Genomic DNA, 983 nt, shown 5'->3' with positions numbered 1-983 from the left:
AGGGCCGGGAGTACGAGGCGCCGCAGGGGGAGACGGAGACGCTGATCGCGCAGATCTGGGAGCAGGTGCTGGGCGTCAAGCGCGTGGGGCGCGAGGACAGTTTCTTCGAGCTGGGCGGGCATTCGCTCTTGGCGACGCGCGTGATCAGTCAGCTGCGGAAGCAGCTGGGCGTCGAGTTGCCGCTGCGGGCGCTGTTCGAGGCGCCGGTGCTGGACGGGTTCAGCGAATACGTGATGCGGCAGCAGCGTATGGGTGCGGGTCTCGAGCGGCCCGAACTGGAGGTGCAGAGCCGGCCGGAGCGCCTGCCGCTGTCATACGCGCAGGAACGCATCTGGGTGCACGAGCAGATGGGGCTGCCCGGCGCTGCCTACACGATACCGGGCGCGGTGGGACTGGAGGGCGAGCTCGACGTGGTGGCGCTGGAGGGGGCGCTTGCCGCCATCGTGGCGCGTCACGAGAGCCTGCGCACGCGCTTTGCGAGCGTGGACGGCGTGCCGTACCAGGTGATCGACGAGACGCTCGGCGCCGTGCTGGAGCACGAGGAGCTGTCGGGGCTCGAGGCGGCGCAGCGCGAAGCGCAGGTGCTGCGAGCCGCGCGGGAAGAAGCGCAGCGCGGCTTCGATCTGGAGCGCGGTCCGCTGTTGCGGGTGAAGCTGCTGCGGCTGGGCGAGCGTGAGCACGTGGTGCTGCTGTCGATGCATCACATCGTCTCGGATGGCTGGTCGATGGGGGTGCTCATCGAGGAGCTGGGGCGGCAGTACGCGGCGCAGGTGTCGGGCACGCCGGCGCAGTTGGCGCCACTGGCGGTGCAGTACGCGGACTATGCGCTGTGGCAGCGGGCCTGGCTGCAGGGCGAGGCGCTGGAGCGGCAGAAGAGCTACTGGCGCGGGCAGCTCGCGGAAGCCCCGGGGGTGCTGGAGCTGCCGCTGGACCATGTGCGGCCCGCGCAGCAGAGCTTCCGCGGTGCGCACCTGCCGGTGCGG

General features: G+C 71.1%; 1 protein-coding gene. It reads left to right on the top strand.

Annotated elements, in window-relative coordinates:
- Nucleotides 1-983 (top strand): condensation domain-containing protein (locus J3489_RS12920; RefSeq protein WP_242539974.1); only part of this gene is annotated, 983 nt, incomplete at both ends.

Source organism: Trinickia mobilis (genome assembly GCF_017315705.1).
Lineage (GTDB): Bacteria > Pseudomonadota > Gammaproteobacteria > Burkholderiales > Burkholderiaceae > Trinickia_A > Trinickia_A mobilis.
This window is presented reverse-complemented; position numbering and strand designations above follow the sequence as displayed.